Source organism: Marisediminitalea oceani (genome assembly GCF_003731635.1).
In the GTDB taxonomy this organism is placed as follows: Bacteria; Pseudomonadota; Gammaproteobacteria; order Enterobacterales; family Alteromonadaceae; genus Alteromonas; species Alteromonas oceani.
This window is the reverse complement of record NZ_RCUA01000072.1, coordinates 1-16,494: the sequence shown is the minus strand read 5'-3', so window position 1 is coordinate 16,494 and position 16,494 is coordinate 1. Positions and strand designations below refer to the sequence as shown.

Annotated in this window: 13 protein-coding genes; 8 read left to right on the top strand and 5 right to left on the bottom strand. The window is 50.3% G+C overall.

The window, feature by feature from the left end:
* Positions 1–236 precede the first annotated feature (236 nt).
* Complete coding sequence (locus D9T21_RS18815; protein ID WP_123326754.1) at positions 237–1,280, bottom strand: IS110 family RNA-guided transposase; 1,044 nt, start codon at positions 1,278–1,280, stop codon at positions 237–239.
* 369 nt (positions 1,281–1,649) lie between these two features.
* On the opposite strand from D9T21_RS18815, the gene D9T21_RS18810 reads away from it, so the two are divergent.
* Complete coding sequence (locus D9T21_RS18810) at positions 1,650–2,801, top strand: GGDEF domain-containing protein (protein ID WP_123326753.1); 1,152 nt, start codon at positions 1,650–1,652, stop codon at positions 2,799–2,801.
* Between the two features lie 8 nt (positions 2,802–2,809).
* On the opposite strand, the gene ppx is transcribed toward D9T21_RS18810, so the two are convergent.
* The 3 genes from ppx to D9T21_RS18795 form a co-directional block, all read right to left on the bottom strand.
* Positions 2,810–4,345: an exopolyphosphatase gene (gene ppx / locus D9T21_RS18805; protein ID WP_123326752.1), complete on the bottom strand. Its 1,536-nt coding sequence runs from the start codon at positions 4,343–4,345 to the stop codon at positions 2,810–2,812.
* Positions 4,346–6,415, bottom strand: a complete 2,070-nt coding sequence (gene ppk1 / locus D9T21_RS18800; RefSeq protein ID WP_123326751.1) for a polyphosphate kinase 1 — start codon at positions 6,413–6,415, stop codon at positions 4,346–4,348. It lies immediately after the preceding gene.
* 112 nt (positions 6,416–6,527) lie between these two features.
* Positions 6,528–7,034, bottom strand: a complete 507-nt coding sequence (locus D9T21_RS18795; RefSeq protein ID WP_123326750.1) for a glycine cleavage system transcriptional repressor — start codon at positions 7,032–7,034, stop codon at positions 6,528–6,530.
* 275 nt (positions 7,035–7,309) lie between these two features.
* Here D9T21_RS18795 and D9T21_RS18790 point away from each other — a divergent pair, with 275 nt between their 5' ends.
* From D9T21_RS18790 to D9T21_RS18770, 5 genes are all read left to right on the top strand, one after another.
* Complete coding sequence (locus D9T21_RS18790; protein ID WP_123326749.1) at positions 7,310–9,460, top strand: ABC transporter permease subunit; 2,151 nt, start codon at positions 7,310–7,312, stop codon at positions 9,458–9,460.
* Complete coding sequence (pstA, locus tag D9T21_RS18785; RefSeq protein WP_123326748.1) at positions 9,453–11,042, top strand: phosphate ABC transporter permease PstA; 1,590 nt, start codon at positions 9,453–9,455, stop codon at positions 11,040–11,042. Before D9T21_RS18790 ends, pstA begins: the two co-directional genes overlap by 8 nt.
* Positions 11,043–11,055: 13 nt before the next feature.
* The gene (pstB, locus tag D9T21_RS18780) at positions 11,056–11,862 is read left to right on the top strand and encodes a phosphate ABC transporter ATP-binding protein PstB (RefSeq protein WP_123326747.1); all 807 of its coding nucleotides are present in this window, start codon (positions 11,056–11,058) and stop codon (positions 11,860–11,862) included.
* A gap of 24 nt (positions 11,863–11,886) precedes the next feature.
* Positions 11,887–12,609 carry a phosphate signaling complex protein PhoU gene (gene phoU / locus D9T21_RS18775; RefSeq protein WP_123326746.1) on the top strand — a complete coding sequence of 241 codons (723 nt, stop codon included), beginning with the start codon at positions 11,887–11,889 and terminating at the stop codon, positions 12,607–12,609.
* Positions 12,610–12,914: 305 nt separating this feature from the next.
* Positions 12,915–14,180: an inorganic phosphate transporter gene (locus D9T21_RS18770; RefSeq protein WP_123326745.1), complete on the top strand. Its 1,266-nt coding sequence runs from the start codon at positions 12,915–12,917 to the stop codon at positions 14,178–14,180.
* Positions 14,181–14,335: 155 nt separating this feature from the next.
* Here the strand turns inward: D9T21_RS18770 and D9T21_RS23180 are convergent, their stop codons facing one another.
* Positions 14,336–14,470, bottom strand: a complete 135-nt coding sequence (locus D9T21_RS23180) for a hypothetical protein (RefSeq protein ID WP_276309530.1) — start codon at positions 14,468–14,470, stop codon at positions 14,336–14,338.
* Positions 14,471–14,746: 276 nt separating this feature from the next.
* On the opposite strand from D9T21_RS23180, the gene D9T21_RS18765 reads away from it, so the two are divergent.
* Together D9T21_RS18765 and D9T21_RS18760 are read left to right on the top strand one after the other, a co-directional pair.
* Positions 14,747–15,730 carry a universal stress protein gene (locus D9T21_RS18765; RefSeq protein WP_123326744.1) on the top strand — a complete coding sequence of 328 codons (984 nt, stop codon included), beginning with the start codon at positions 14,747–14,749 and terminating at the stop codon, positions 15,728–15,730.
* A 62-nt stretch (positions 15,731–15,792) separates the two neighbouring features.
* Entirely contained in the window at positions 15,793–16,089 is a 297-nt protein-coding gene (locus tag D9T21_RS18760) for a GIY-YIG nuclease family protein (RefSeq protein WP_123326743.1), read from the top strand.
* Positions 16,090–16,494: the final 405 nt, after the last annotated feature.

Sequence of the window (16,494 nt, the reverse complement as noted above, 5' to 3'; positions counted from 1 at the left end):
TCCGTCATCCCGTATATGGACTCCTCTTGTCATGCAATACCTATTTTGCGATGCTGTCAGGTGTGAGATGCGTGCGTATATTCGGACTCTTATCAGGTAGCTAGCCTTGTCCATTGATGTGCTCGCTCCCCCATGCCTTTTACGGAATCAAGGTTTTTCCAACCGCCGGGATGAACAGGCGCTTGAGGGACGGTCTGACCTGATTAACGTCGCATTACTGGTATTGCAGAACCTGGTTAAATGGTGACAGACTCAGGGGCTTGATAGGGCTGTTGGTAGTGCACCATGGCCCAGGCCATCCTGACGGTTTTATTGGCTAATGCCACGGCGGCTCGCCGTAAGCCTCGTCGCTCTATTAATTGCTTCATCCAGACTTCGCGGGTATTTTTCGGTGCTCGTTTGGCAACGATTTTCATTTTGGCCAGGGCGCCCTGAATAAGGTTGGCTCTGAGTTGCTTTTTGGCAATGCGCTGACTGATACCCAGCATCACGACTTTGCCACCGCTGCTATGCTGTTTGGGCGTCAGGCCAATACAAGCCGCCGCCTCACGCCCGTTCTTAAAAGCCTCACCGCGCGTCCCGAGTGCGAGGTACAGGTTCAGGGCATTGACCGGCCCCACGCCATCGAGCTTCTGTAATTCGTTACATTGCTCATGTGTTTTTAGTTGAGCGCGGAGCTGCTTTTCAGCCTCCCTGACTTGTTGCTTTAAATTTATCCAGAACTGATATTGTTGATGAAGCGGTGCCCGAAGCATCATCGGTAAACCATTCTCAGCATCTTCCAGGATATCGGGGATACGTTTCCGGAAGGCTTTTTCTCCTTGTGGTATCACCATGCCAAACTCATACACGATGGCACGAACCATGTTACTGGTGGCAATCGCCGTATCCTGATAGTGCTGACGCATCTTTTCGAGTGCTTGCAGGGCCAACTGGTCATTACTTTTTATGGCCACCGGTTTTACGTTAGGTTGTCGCACGGCAATACCAATCGCTACTGCATCATTTTTATCGGTTTTATGACCCTCAACAAATTTTTTCACGAAGCGGGCTGATAACAACACAGGCTGATGGCCCAATACCCGCGCCTGCTTCGCCCAGTAATGGGCACTGCCACAGGCTTCCATGGCAACAACAGAAGGGGCTTGTTTGGCTAACCAGCCAAGCACCTGCTGACGGCGTAACTCTCGATTCGATTTAATCTGGTTTTGCTTATCTAAAATACAAACCTGAATAACATTCTTTGCTAAATCCAGGGCAATTACGTTATCTTGATACATGTATGGACTCCGGTTTTTTTGTGCAAGAAATAACCTACCTCCCTCGGGGGGAGGAGTCCATACATCGGAAGCTGCGAAAGCAGCTATCCGGGATCTCCTGAACAGTCTTGCTCACACAATAGGAGTATTTCAGGTAGCCAGGCGGTTAAGGAGATACCTGCTCGGGGCCGGTATGGCAGTATAAAAAAGCCGGCAATTACCCCATTTATGTATCTAATTCATTACACTATAAACTGGCTTCTGATATTGAACTCTAAATAAGGTATGGCCATCGAACAGATATTAGTCTATATTTTGTAACTAATTTTTTACATAACTATCAATGTTGATAAACGTGTATCGTACATTTAAACAAGGATATTTAGCCTGATGCAGGACGTGCATATGTATATTCAGGTAGGCGTTCTCGCTATCGTTGCAATGATAGGGATTAGTTTCACCTTCGCACTTCCTAAGCCTCGTCATCAACTTAAAGCGAAATCGGCCAGCTATGCCCGCTGGTTTCTGGTTGCTTCATGGCTGCTGGTTTTCTGCCAGGCTGTTTCCCATGTAGGTTACATTCAAATAGGTTTACCCGGCGTTTATGCTTCAGCGGTAACCGGCGCTTATATGTTGTTGATGTCGGTGCTTAAACGTTACGGCACGGAAGTGTCACAGCGTAAAAAGTTCGCAGCTGTAACTCATATTATCGGTATATTTGCGATCACTTCCGTGTTGGTGGCAACTCAGGCCTCAGGATGGATTGCGCATAGTCTGGCGCTGAGCAGTGTGGCGTTTCCGGTGTGGCAGGCGTTGCGATGTGTAAAACAACACTTCAGTACCGAGAGCATTGGTGGTCATCTGTTGTTTGGTGTGCTCTCGCTGGTGATTGCATTGGTGCTGTTTGGCGTACCGGCGTATCTGACCATTGCACCGGCAGACAGTCATTATCACCTGGCCGCTACTTCGGCATTTATGCTGGTGATCATGCTTATTTTTATGCTGGCCTTTGCGGTAAATATCCTGCAATCCCTATTGCTTAAACTGCGCTCACAGGTGCACACGGATCCGCTTACCGGCGCTAAAAACCGTCACTTCTTTTACGAAATCGCACCAAAACTCAGTGCCCACGCTAAACGTAAACATGAAACCCTGTCGCTGGTGGCGTGCGATATTGATTACTTTAAATCCATTAACGACGAACACGGCCACGTGATCGGCGACATCGCGCTCAAGCGTTTTAGTGAAATTATTCAGTCACAACTGCGCCAGGAAGACACGTTAATACGTATGGGCGGCGAGGAGTTTTTAATATTATCGCCGCAGTATGATGGCGATAAGGCCGCTCAGATGGCAGAGCGCCTACGCAAAACCATTTCAGAGACTACCATCTCGGCACGGGGCGTTAATATTTCGCTCACCGCTTCCTTTGGTGTGATGCAGATGCCGCCGGATGCCGACCTGTTCACTACAGTAAAAAGTGCCGACCAGGCACTCTTCGACGCCAAAGCCAACGGCCGTAATAAAGTCATTATGGTGTAAATGGCGGCTTAGCTTACCGCCAGCTTAATATCTACCGCCTGCAGGTAGTTAATTTCCCGCTCCAGATCTGCTGTCATTATAGGCTTTGAGTTTAACCAGCCCTCCGGAAAGGTCAGGGTAATGCCGTGTTTCTCGGCGGTCACATCAAACTCAGGCAAAAAACCTTCCTGACGCTTAATATTCAGCAGCACTGCCAGGCGCAGCAGGGCAATGAGTTTGTAGATATCTTCTTTACTGTATTGGGTAAATGCGGGGATATCCTGCACGCGGATTTTCTTGCGGTGAAAGCGCACCAGGGTGGCCAGTAACTCTTGTTGCGACTGGTTAAAGCCAGGCATATCCACGTTTTGCAAAATGTACGCAGAGTGGCGTTGAACGCCGCGGGTATTAATCTGTAAGCCCACTTCATGCAGCAACGCCGCCCAGCTTACGATTGCCCGGTAGTCACTATGACGTAGTTTCCAGTTTTTCTGGCAGGCGTCATACAGTGCTTTAGTGGTGGTTAGTACCATATTGGCCTGGCTGGTATCTACATCATAGCGGGTAGCCAGACTCGATGCGGTGCGCCCACGAATATCCGTGTTATGCAGCTCATCTTCCATCTGATACAGCACGCCTTCGCGCAGGGCCGCCGGAGAATAATGCAGCGATTCGATTTTTAATGCTTTAAACAGGCCGATTAACACGCATAAACCGGCCGGGATCACCGCGCGGCGATCGTCGCTGATGGCCGGATCGGTAAGGTTGTCGATATGACCGGCTTCAATAAACTGCTTCATGATTTGCTTGAGGGCTTTAAGGGTCACCTCAGCTTCGTCAGTTGGCTCTTTCTGGCCCTGGTTCACTACCAGGTTACACAGCGTTTTAATGGTACCGGAGGTACCAATACAACGCTGCCAGCCCATGCGGCGATAACGCTCTTCAATGGGCTCCATTTCCTGTTCGGCGGCGGTGATGGCACGCTCAAACTGTTTGGCTTTTAACTCGCCGTTAGCAAAAAAACGCTGGGTGAAGCTCACACAGCCCATTTGCAGGCTGCGGCACAGTTTGGGAGTTAACCCCTCGCCAATAATAAATTCGGTTGAGCCGCCGCCAATATCCACTACCAGACGCTTGCCATTATCATGATTGGTATGGGCCACGCCGGAGTAAATTAAGCGGGCTTCTTCGGGCCCGGAAATCACCTCAATGGGGTAGGGGAGGATCTCAATGGCCCGTTTAATAAACACGTTGGCGTTTACTGCTTTTCTAAGTGTGTAAGTGGCCACTATCTTTACAGAGTCTGGTTCAAAGCCTTTTAAACTGTCGGCAATGACCCTTAGCATAGCCAGCCCGCGCTCCATGGCCTCTTCAGACAGTACATTGTTGCTATCGAGTCCTTCGGCTAAGCGCACCTTTTGTTTTACCCGATGCAGAATTTGCACCGAGCCCGCCACAATGCGGGCGACTACCAGGTGAAAGCTGTTAGAACCGATATCCAGAGCGGCAACCTTACTGGCTTCGCGACTGTCTACGCTGTCAAAAGAGGCGGGAGTAGGCGTCATTTATTTTTGCTCAAGCTGTTTTAAATAGGTGTAGATTTCTTCCTGCGAACGCAATTTCTTGCGGTTGCCCCTTTTAACATACTGGTTCAACTGGTCTTTGTCGATCTGACGTGCCTTCAGCGTGTCTCTGAACTGAATTTCCATGATATCGACAATCCGTTGTTGCAGGGTTTCATCGTAGATGGGCGCGCCCACTTCAATACGGTTGTCCATGTTGCGGGTCATCCAGTCAGCCGACGAGATATACACTTTGCGGTTACCACCGCCGCCGAAGATCATCACCCGGGGGTGTTCCAGGAAGCGATCGACAATGGAGATCAGTTCTATGTTCTCACTGAGCCCTTTAATGCCCGGACGCAAACCACACATGCCGCGCACAATGCCGCGGATTTTAATGCCGGCCTGGCTGGCACGGTATAAGTCGTCAATCAGCTCTTTATCCACCAGGTTATTAATCTTAAAGGTAATATGTGCGTCGTGGCCTTCTTTTAAGAACTGAATTTCCTGTCGGATTAACGACTGGATCTTGGTGCGCGCATTGAGCGGCGATATTTGCAAATGCTGGAACTTAAACCGGCGATACGGGTAGGAGATCAGCTCAAACACCGAGTTGGCCTCTTCGGCCATTTCCTGGTTTTTGGTAAACAGGCTGTAATCGGTATAAATCTTGGCGGTTTTCTCGTTAAAGTTACCGGTACCAAAATGCGCATAGTGCATTAATTTGCCGCGCTCTTCGCGCGATACAATACATAACTTGGAGTGGATTTTAAGTGACGGGATCCCCAGCACCACGCGAATGCCGGCATCGGTCATGCGTTTTGACCATTCAATGTTGGCTTCTTCGTCAAAACGGGCGCGCAGCTCTACCACTACGGTGACTTTCTTACCATTATCCACCGCATCAATCAGCGAGCTGACAATCCGCGACTGACGGGCTACCCGGTAAATGTTCAGACGAATGGATTTTACATTCGGATCGAAGGCCGCCTGGCGCACAAATTCGGTAAAATGCAGGAACCGGTGATACGGATAATAAAGCAGAATATCGTGCGCGGTAATGGCATCAAATACCGTGTTGTAAGCGGAGAAGTCTTTGGTATCGATAGCCGGGAGCTTGCTGTTCTCCAGATAGTCCCGCCCTACATTGGGAAAGCCGATAAAGTCTTTAAAGTTACGGTAATGACCGGCCGAATGCAGGGTATCGAGCTTGGTAACTTTTAAGCGCTTTTGCAGATCTTCCACCATGTCTTGCGGCATATCCTGATCGTGGATCACCCGCACCGGCTCGGCGATTAGCCGCTGCTTCATGCTTTCCGACATTTTTTCTACGTAACTTTCATCAATCTCATCGTTGATGGAATATTCAGAATCCCGGGTCATCTTAAACGAGTAGGACTCCAGGGTGTCGAACTTCACAAAGCCGCGGAAGATGTCTTCCATACACAGCTGTATCATGTCGTCGAGCATGATGATGTGTTTGTTTTTGCGGCTCTTTTGCGGTGGGATCAGGTGAAAACGCGAGATTTCGCCGGTGGGCACTTGCACGGCGGCAAAGCGCGGGTTTCTGCCCTCGCGACGTAACGCCACATACAGGTAAACCGCCGTACCGTTTAAGCGGCTCAGCAAATCGGTTTTCTTATCAATCAGAATGGGTGCAATGTGGCGCAGCACCTTGTTAATAAAGTAGTTACGTACCCATTCACGCTGATATTCATCAAGCTGATGTTTGGGCAGGATATAAATGTTGTAGCGGGCGAGGGTTTTGACCACCTCTTTATGAATTGTGTCGAACTTCTTAGACAGCTCAACGACTTTGCGCTGGATCTGCATTAATAACCGGCGCTGGTGTTCGGCTTCTTCATCGTTACCGGCATTGTGGGCAATCACAATCTGACGTTTTACGTCTGCTACCCGCACCCGGAAAAATTCATCCAGGTTATTCGAGTAAATTCCCAAAAAGCGAATACGCTCAACCGCCGGATTATTTTTATCGGCAGCTTCCTGCAGCACGCGCTCGTTAAACGCCAGCCAGCTTAATTCCTTGGGATAATATAAATCAGTGGATTCCATATTGATAAATCACTATTTCTGCAATCAAAAAAATAGGCTATAGCCTGCCAGCAAAGTGTGACAGGCAGTTGACGACCTGGCGAAAAATCGCCGCTGATGGCCGCAGGGAAAATTACACAGTGGTAGTAATATCAACAACCAGATCGTTGGCTACCGCTTCCAGCGCATCTTTCACGTCGTCGTGCTCCACGTCGGCCGGAATGGCTACCCGCACGCGGGCTTTAAACATCTCGCTGCCCCAGTTAGGGGCGCTTTCGCAGGTAGAGTTAAAATTAATAATGTTGAGCTCAAAGCGGTTGAGCACATTGGTGAGTTCCTGCACGATACCCGGGCGATCGTTACCCATAACTTCAATGGTGAGTTCATCGGCATCAGAAAGCGCAGATTCCGTTACCGACTGTGAGTGCACCTGAAGGCCATCCAGGGTGTTGAGTGCGGCAATGAGGTCCTGATGCTTGTCGCCAGGCACCTGTGCTTCCACAAAGCCTGCGAACTGCCCGGCCATGTGCGCAAAACTACTGCCCTGCCAGTTACCGCCGTACTCGTATACTTTTTTGGCCACTGCATCAACAAGGCCGGGTCTATCATTACCAATGATCGTGAAGATGACAGGCTTCATCCTCTTACTCCTTTATTGCGTCCTGAGTCGCGAACTAATTGCGTCGCGCAGGCATTAACGGTACCGAATTACATCACTGTGACCTTGCGTGATGACTATTTTTGTTGCCTGATGTTCGCGGCATACTGGTGATCAGCTTTATTATGGTTAACCGCAACGGCTCAGTAGCAACACATCCCGCTTATTCGCAGCTTCCTTTAAGTTTCACTTGATCTTAAAATATCACAACTTACACTGCTGGGCAGTGCAATTTCACGCAAATCGTTGTTCTATACATGAATGTAGCATCTCAACAGGTATCATTCCTGAAAAAACGCTTACGTCGCGATCGGATTGCCCGGTCGGTGATCTCGGTGTTTGGCTACATCGTGTTGCTGACCATGGTGATGATCATCTGGCACCTGTTTTCTCAGGCCATGAATATTGCTGCCTCACCGGGCGTAAAGCCGCGCCAGGAAACGCCGGTACTCCCGGGCGGCGAGTTTTTATATGTAGGTGATACGGCCAACGGTCAGGCGGCGGTGATTGCCGGGCCGGGGTGCAGTGTATCGCTGGCCCGGTTAGATAACGGCATCTTGTCGTCCCGTCAGACCCTGCGCCGGCCCTGTTCGCATACGCTGGACGTGGTCACCAGTTACGGCCTGCCTTATGTAGTGGATATCTCCGCAACCGGCCAGGTGCGTTTACTCCCGGTACCTACGGTGAGCCAGCCGCTGCGGCAATCCAATTTTATTGATACGCCGCTGGCCAATGAGATGTCTTTTGCCTTGCCGCAAGAGGTATGGGCACAGCAGACTAACTGGCAAATGGCAGTGGGCGAACAGTGGATCATCATGCGGGTAAATACGCCGGATGAAACCCTGGTGCAATGGATAAACCGTAACAGTCCCACGCAAATCGTGCGTCAGCAATATTCCCCTGATCAGCCCATGGTACTGCTGCCAGATACCCGCCAGATAATGCTCATCAACAACAATGTACTTACCTTTGTGGATAGCAGCAATCAGCGCCTGCATCAGCTAACCGTGGCGCAAACCGTACGCTGGGCCGACAGCATTGTGAAAAACCGCTCGGTGTTTGTGGCGCTGGCCAATAACACCCTGGTGCGACTCAGTCTGTACAACCAGGCCGGTATTTTGCGCTACCAGCCGGCTTACAACATCGAACTCCATGCTAACGAGGTGCCGTTGGCACTGTATGCCCATGCCAGCGTTAATGGCATAGCGGCCATTACCAGTCAGCAGCAGTTACTGTTAATTAACCGCATCAGCGGCGAAGTGGTGGAACGCCGGCAACTACCTGTGCAGCCCTCGGGCGTTAGCTGGTTTGATTCGCGGGTGTATGTGTACGGAGCGGATGCCTATATTCGCCACGAAGTACGCAACATGGCAGGACTCAGTACCACCAACAGTTTATTAATGCCTCATTTATATGAAGGCTACCCGGCTCCCGACCAGATCTGGCAAACCAGTAGTGCCTCGGATTATCAGGAAATTAAAATGAGCCTGGTGCCGCTGCTGATTGGCAGCCTGAAAGCGTCGTCGCTGGCGTTACTGATTGCCATTCCGCTGGCGCTGGGCGCAGCTGTTTATACTGCGTATTTTGCCCGCCCACGGGTGCGCGATAGTATTAAGCCCACCATCGAAATGCTCGAGGCCGTACCATCGGTGCTGATTGGTTTTATTGCCGCTATCTGGCTGGCACCGCTGGCTGAGCGATTTTTATTTTCCATTGCGGTGTTTATGGTAACCCTACCGGTGATTTTATTGTTTATTGCGCTGGTGCAGCACCGCGTGGCCCAAAGCGTAAGCAGTGAGCTGCACAACTTCGCCGAAGCCGTGCTGCCGGTACTGGGAATAGTGGTGTACGGCTATATTTGTGTGGCCTGGGCGCCAGACTGGCTGCTGGCAGCGCTGGATGCCGACGACTTTACCTTTTTTGCCCACACCACCGAAGTGCCGGTAGGTAAAACCACCATTCTGGTGGCTATTGCATTGGGCCTGGCTATTTCACCGAGTATTTATTCACTGGCCGAAGATGCCATCAGCGGGGTGCCCCACAGCTTACGTCAGGCGTCTTATGCGCTGGGCGCTACCCGGTTACAAACCCTGCGCCGGGTAGTGTTAAAAGTGGCTTTCCCGGGTATTGTGGCGGCCATAATGCTGGGCTTTGGCCGGGCCTTTGGTGAAACCATGATTGTATTAATGGTAACGGGTAATACGCCGATCGCCGACTGGGATTTGTTTGCCGGGCTTCGGGCGCTCACCGCCAACCTGGCCATAGAGTTGCCCGAGGCCGAGGTGCACAGTATTCATTATCAGGTGCTGTTTTTAACGGCCTGCGTGCTGTTTAGCTTTACCTTTATTGTTAATACACTGGCCGAACTGTTGCGCCAGCGTTCCCGCCGGGTGAAAAGTCATGGATAAGTGGTCGCTCCGGCAGTTTTTAACTAACCGTCAGCAGCAGTCCTATGTGATTAGCCTGGGTGCGTTTTGTGCCGGGTTACTGGTGGTTGCTCTGGCATGCGTACTGATGCTGATTACCATTCGCGGGCTCGACTATTTCTGGCCACGGCCGGTACAAAGCATTCAGTTTGAATTACCGGATGGCACCGCTAAACAGGTTTATGCACAAATTAACGAACGCCATATTAACTCCGCGGTAGAGAGCGGCAGTGAGCCGGCCTTTGTGTTTCGTTATTCTGATAGCCAGCATCCCTATGGCCGTTCATTGCTGGTAGAGGCCAATGCCGTAGAGGCTATCAGCGAGGCAGCGCAAGCGGCTGATATTTTGTTAATCAACGGCTCCCGGGTATTTAGCGAACCGCTTAGCATTCGCCTGCCGGAAGACCAATCAGGCGAGCTTACGCAGTACGATGAAATTCGCGACACGGTAACAGCCATCCGCGAGCAAATCGAAACGGTGCGTAAAGAGCGTTTAGCCAGTGTTCATCGGGAGCTGGCCAGTTTAGATTTACGCCAGGTAGAAGAAGACGCCCCGGCCCGATTACGCCTGTATGCCGATTTTGAGCGCTGGCAGCAGGAGGTGTTAAGCCTGGAAGCGCAACTGGCAGATTATCAACTGGTTACCCGGTTTAATAATGGCCGCGAGTTTTTAATTCCCCTAGATGACATCGATCGCCTCAGTTACCCGGGGCAGCTCGACTGGTTTGGTAAGCTGGGCATTGTGGGTGCTGGTGTAGTGGCTTTTCTTACCGATGCGCCAAAACAGGCCAACACTGCCGGCGGGGTGTTTCCGGCCTTGTTTGGCACCGTGCTGATGATATTTGTGATGACCATTCTGGTTACGCCGTTTGGCGTGCTGGCCGCGGTTTACCTCAATGAATATGCCCCGGATAATCACTTAACTTCGGTAATTCGAATTTGCGTGAGTAACATGGCTGGCGTGCCGTCGATTGTTTATGGTGTATTTGGCCTGGGCTTTTTTGTGTACCTGGTAGGCGGCAATATTGACGAGCTGTTTTTTAAAGACGCCCTGCCGGCACCTACCATGGGTACGCCAGGGGTGTTCTGGGCTTCGCTGACCATGGCTATCCTTACCTTACCGGTGGTGATTGTCGCCACCGAAGAAGGGTTGCGGCGCGTACCTGAAGGCTTAAAGTCGGGCAGTTATGCGCTGGGTGCCACCAAATTTGAAACCATCTGGCATACCGTGCTGCCCATGGCCAGCCCTGGCATTATGACCGGCGTTATCCTGGCTATCGCCCGCGCCGCCGGAGAGGTTGCGCCGCTAATGTTGGTGGGGGCAGTGAAGTTTGCACCCAATCTTCCTTTTGACGGAGAGTTTCCGTATCTTCATCTGGATCGCCAGTTTATGCACCTGGGCGTACTAATTTACGATGGGGCCTTTCACAGCCAGACCGACGTGCGCAGCGCTTCACTAATGTTTGCCAGTTGCCTGTTGTTACTGGTGGTGGTTTTTGTGTTAAATGTGCTGGCGGTAATTTTGCGCCGGCGCTTAAGAAAGCGTTATTTACGCGGCTATTAGAGGTTGTGATCCCATGCTGAAATTGTTTGAAAGAGAACAGCTCAACTTAGCAAAACTGCCCGAGGCACAAACCGCCATTGAGGTGCGCGATTTGTGTTTGCGGTTTGGCGATAAGCATGTGCTCCACAACATCACCATGCGTATTCCGAAAAATCGCATTACCGCGTTGATTGGCCAGTCGGGGTGCGGTAAGTCTACCCTGATCAGTTGCTTTAACCGCATGAACGATCTTATCGACAACAGCGTAACGGAAGGTGAGATTATCATCGACGGGCGCAACATTAACCGCAAGAAAGAAAACCTTTCTGTACTGCGCTCCCAGGTAGGCATGGTGTTTCAACGGCCTAACCCTTTCCCCATGAGCATTTACGATAACGTGTGCTACGGACTACGCCTGCAGGGCATTAAACAGCGCCGCCAGTTGGATGATGCGGTAGAGCGCGCGCTGATAGAAGCAGCGCTGTGGGATGAGGTGAAAGACCGCCTGTTCGAATCGGCCACCACGCTCTCGGGCGGTCAGCAACAGCGGTTAGTGATTGCCCGGGCGCTAGCGCTTAAACCGTCGATTTTGTTGCTGGATGAACCTACCTCGGCGCTCGATCCGCTCACCACGCTGATCATTGAAGAGCTGATGGCAGACCTCAAAAAGCGCTGTACCATTGTTATTGTTACCCACAACATGCAGCAGGCCTCGCGGGTGTCCGATTACACCGCTTTTTTACATCAGGGCGAGCTGGTGGAATACAGCGACAGTGATACTCTGTTTACGCTGCCAGAGAAAAAACAAACCGAAGACTACATTACCGGCCGTTACGGCTAATTACGGGCTGTACAGGAGCTTATGATGCGACAGGTTGCACTCAATACCCACATTTCCGGCCGGTTTAATATCGAGCTGGAAAACTTACGTAACTCGGTAATGGCCATGGGCGGAGAAGTTGAGCAGCAACTGGCGGATACCTTAAAGGCCATTGCTACCAATAACCCGGGTCTGGCTGAAACGGTGATCCTCAACGATCTGAAAATTAACTCCATGGAAATCCAGATCGACGAGGAGTGCTTACGCATCATCGCCAAGCGCCATCCTACAGCCAGCGATTTGCGCCTTATTATGATTATTTCCAAAGCCATTACCGATATTGAACGCATGGGCGATGAGATAGAGCGGATCGCCAGACTGGTAACCAAGCAAAAACTGCCCGCCGATGTGGCGATAAAAAGCAGTATGTTATCGATAGGGCAGCAGGCTGCGGCCATGATGCGCGGTACCTTTGATGCCTTTGCCCGCCTTGATGAGGAAGCGGCACTAGAAGTATACGATCAGGACAACAGTATCGACAGCGAATACAAAAAGCTGCTTAGCTATACCGCCGATGAAATGTCACGCTCCGGCGATTCCATGGAAGACTGGCTGGAAATTCTCTGGGCTCTGCGATCGCTGGAAAGGATAGGCGACCGCTGCAAAAATATTTGTGAATATGTGGTGTCGCTGACCAGTGGACGCGATGTGCGCCATACACAACTGGAGAATTTGCAACAAACTCTGGATAATCTCAGCGACAGTTAACAGCGCGGATGGCTGTCTTAAATCTGTAATATAAATGACATATTTGGCTTAATAATCGCCGAACAGTGATGATTGTCTGATTTATTGTGATGAATTATTAAAAATGGCCTATGGCTCGACGGCACTTTGCGCTAGAATGCGCCGCAACCATTAAGGTAATTGTATAAAAATTCAACCAAACCAAGATGCTTAAAGTTTTTTTATTGCCAGCGCTGAGTAAACCGACAGAATTTGCTCAGCCAACAGAAACTCAGTTTCCTGCACTTTTCGTGGCATACAGCTAGGCACAACCGGAGCGACTGTCTGTGGAAATCCTACAAAGTTATGGCATGATCCTGATTATCCTCGCTGCCGTTGTTGGTTTTGTAATGGCGTGGGGGATTGGTGCTAACGACGTGGCGAATGCCATGGGAACCTCAGTAGGTTCTAAAGCGTTAACTATCAAACAAGCCATCATAATTGCGATGATCTTCGAATTTGCCGGCGCTTATCTGGCCGGTGGCGAGGTTACATCTACCATTCGTAAAGGTATTATCGATACCGCTTATTTTATTGATATTCCAGAATACCTGGTTCTGGGTATGATTTCTGCGCTGTTTGCTGCCGGAATATGGCTGGGCGTAGCGTCTTATCTGGGTTGGCCTGTATCTACCACCCATTCCATTATTGGTGCCATCATCGGTTTTACTGCCGTTGGTGTAAGTGTGGATGCCGTAGCCTGGAGCAAAGTAGGCGGCATTGTGGGCAGTTGGGTGGTTACCCCGGCTATCTCGGGCGTTATCGCTTACCTCATTTACCAAAGTGCCAGTAAACTGATTTTCCAAACCGATAAACCATTTGAAAACGCGCAAAAATACGTGCCTTTTTACATGGCCTTTGCCGGCTTTGTTATGGCGCTGGTTACTATCAAAAAAGGTCTTAAGCACGTTGGCCTGGATATGTCTGATACCTCTGGTTACTTGTTGGCTATTGCCCTTTCGATAGTGATTGCCTTTATTGGTAAGTGGCTTATCAGCCGTCAGACTTACAGCCATTCAGACGATACCGAGCTGCAACGCGCTAACGTAGAAAAGGTGTTTGCTCTGTTAATGGTGGTAACCGCCTGTTGTATGGCGTTTGCCCACGGCTCAAACGATGTAGCGAATGCTATTGGTCCGTTGGCGGCCGTGGTGAGTGTGGTATCTACCGGCGAAATTACTGCAAGCAGCACACTGGCACCATGGATCCTGCCTTTAGGTGGGTTGGGCATTGTGGCTGGACTGGCCCTGTTTGGTCACCGCGTTATCGCGACCATCGGCGAGGGGATCACTCACTTAACGCCTAGTCGTGGCTTTGCGGCCGAGATGGCGGCAGCCTGTACCGTGGTAATCGCCTCGGGTACTGGCTTACCGATTTCAACTACGCAAACCCTGGTTGGTGCGGTGTTAGGTGTTGGCCTGGCACGTGGTGTTTCGGCGTTAAACCTGGGCATTATCCGTAATATCGTGATCTCATGGATTGTAACGCTGCCTGCCGGCGCGATCTTATCCATCGCCTGTTTCTTTACCCTTAAAGCGATTTTCGGGGCGTAACAGCGGCCTACCAAAACGAGCGGGTAACAGTATTCATATACAAAAAAATCCGATGGTTTTGCCATCGGATTTTCTTTATGCGGTATGCACTTAGGTAACGCACCTGTTGCTTACGAAGTAAAACAAGTTGCCGGGTTAGCGGCTAGAATTTGTTATTAATCGTGTGCCAGAAGTTTAGACTTCTTTTCGATTTTGCAATCCAGAATACGCTGGGTATTTTTACGACCCAGGTAGGCGGCAATAGCGTACGGGTGCTTGCGTTTAAAAAATTTTGTGAATGCCTTAAGCATGATAAGCCCCCTTTTTTTACTTGGTTTTTCACGCTTTAAAATTACATTATTACAGTTTTGTGATCAAGTGGATTTTGTGGCGGATGCAACTCAGGTGCCGCTATATTCCGCCCTGTAAAAATTTAACTGCATGATATTTAGATACTAATTTTTACGGTAGATGTATCAAAAATAATTAAAATAAGTCGTCGTTATGGCAGGAAAAGCCATCACAGAACCATAATATTTAATCTATAGTATTAAATTCAGGCAGATTTTAATGGTGGGGCAGCGGCCATGATTGGGCATTTCAACAACATTCTTTGCGTTATTACCAGTATTAGCGAGCAGCAGGCTTTGGTTGAACAAGCCTTACATGTGGCAGAAAGCCACCAGGCTTCACTTACTCTGCATCTTGCTCTGGAAAGCCTGCCGCCAAACGCCAGCCTGGTAATGGCTTCATTCGCCTACATTGAATCTCAGCAGTCCCTCAAAGAAGAAGCTCAGGAACGACTGGAAGCTATGGTAGATAAGCTAAAGGTTACTGAGCGGCCAGAGACTTTGGTGACGGTAGGTAAGCCTTATTACGATGTGATCCAGCAGGTAATGCATGCCAAACACGATTTGGTGATCAGTCAGGCCAGAAGCGGCATGTCGGGTTTCTTATTTGGTGCCGACGCCATGCATCTGCTTCGCAAGTGCCCGTGCCCGGTATGGCTGATCCACGAAGAAACCGCGCGTAACTATAAATCGGTAATGGCGGCAGTGGATGTAAATTATCACTTCACCCGCGAGGAAAACCAGACTCGCAGACAGTTAAACGAGGCGGTAATCGCCAGCGCTGCAGAAGTGGCCCTGCTCGAAAACGCTCGCTTACACATAGTACACGTTTACGATGCTGCGCCCCGGCATATGATGCGCGACGGTTTAATGCGCAGCCATCAGCAACAAATGGACAACGCCCTGGCTGAACTTAAAAAAGAACGTGGTGAAGAACTGGCCGAACTGGTAGCCAGCCTGCAGCAGAAGTTTGACGAAAAAAGCTTAGGATACCTGCAGCCAGAAGTGCACCTTGCCGATGGGCATCCTGCAGAAGGGCTGTGCCGGATGGCTGAGTCGCTAAAGGCCGATGTGGTGGTAATGGGAACAGTTGCCCGTGTGGGTGTGCCTGGCCTGTTAATGGGCAATACCGCCGAAGATGTACTCAGTAATCTCGATTGCGCAGTGCTGGCCCTTAAACCAGATGGCTTCGAATCAATTGTGCCGAAGGAAAATAACTAACCCACAGTGCAGTTGTCCGCCTGCCGGTATTTCGCGTGAAATAGCCTCTCAGGAGGCTAGTCATGATCGAAAAATACCCGGCAGTTTATATACTCACCAATTCCTATAAAAGCGTGTTCTATACCGGCGTAACCACCAACCTGTTACAACGGATATACCAACACAAAATGCACCTGGCCGACGGCTTCAGCAAAAAATATGGTTTAAAACTACTGGTGTATTTTGAAATGCACGAAGACATCGAAGCCGCCATAGCACGCGAAAAACGCCTCAAACGCTGGCGCCGAGACTGGAAAATCAAGTTAATCGAAAAGCAAAACCCCCAGTGGAATGATTTATACCCGCTGATACAGGGATGACGATTTTCATTCCTGTCATCCCGGCCTCCGAGCCGGGATCTCCCAAACAGTCTGGCTCAGCTCAAATAGCCTTTTCGGGAGGTCCCCGCTCAAGAGCATGCGGGGATGACGATTTTTATTCCTGTCATCCCGGCCCCCGAGCCGGGATCTCCCAAGCAGTCTGACTCAGCTCAAATAACCTTTTCGGGAGGTCCCCGCTCAGGAGCATGCGGGGATGACGGTGGTGGTGCATGTGTGGATGACGATTTTTATTCCAGTCATCCCGGCCTAAATTATACAGTCATCCCGGCCTCCGAGCCGGGCTCTCCCAAACAGTCTGACTCAGCTCAAATAATCTTTTCAGGAGATCCCCGCTCAAGAGCATGCGGGGATGACGATTTTTATTCCTGTCATCCCGGCCTAAAT